General features: G+C 58.1%; 1 protein-coding gene. It reads right to left on the bottom strand.

Going from position 1 to position 549, the window contains the following annotated elements:
- Nucleotides 1–292 precede the first annotated feature (292 nt).
- On the bottom strand, nucleotides 293–549 hold a 257-nt coding region (locus AC0QTX_RS27530), incomplete at its 5' end, for a hypothetical protein (RefSeq protein WP_474606969.1).

Below are 549 nucleotides of genomic sequence, written 5' to 3'. Positions count from 1 at the left end.
CAATTACGCGAAATTCGCGTGTTCATATAACGCTAACCCTCGGGTCTAAAGAGGCGCATACTGACGGCCCTTGAGAGAGGAGGCTGTGATGGTCGCGGCACTGCTCTGCCTTTCGGTCCTCCTGATGCTGACCAGCGTCTGTTTGGGTCGCCCGCTCCATTATCCCTCGTCCTTGCAGTCATGTCGTCTGGGGCGACAGCCCATGCCGGACCTAAGCGCGCTTCTCCTGCGCAGCAACCCACGCGTCTTCGCGACCGGCCGCCTGATCAAGGGCCTCTACTACTCCGAAACCCTAAAGGGACGGAACGCCGTAGCGGCATTCCACATGGCCTGTGACCGGCTTCTCGAACGGAAACCGTTTCTGATGATGGATTTTCGCTCCAGTCGGTTTTTCTTCGACGCTGATCGGGATGGCTGCGTTGATGCAACCGGGACATTGGCACTGCCGGAGATTGATCCTGCGGATTTCCTGCCTGCCGTTAATGGAGCCGAAGAGCTTTGTAACGAGGACCTCATCAGCTAACGCCAGCTCAATGACCTGGCCGCTGC

Source organism: Microvirga sp. jy35, from assembly GCF_056148915.1.
Note: the sequence above shows the minus strand (reverse complement) of the source record. Positions and strands in the feature narration are given on the sequence as shown.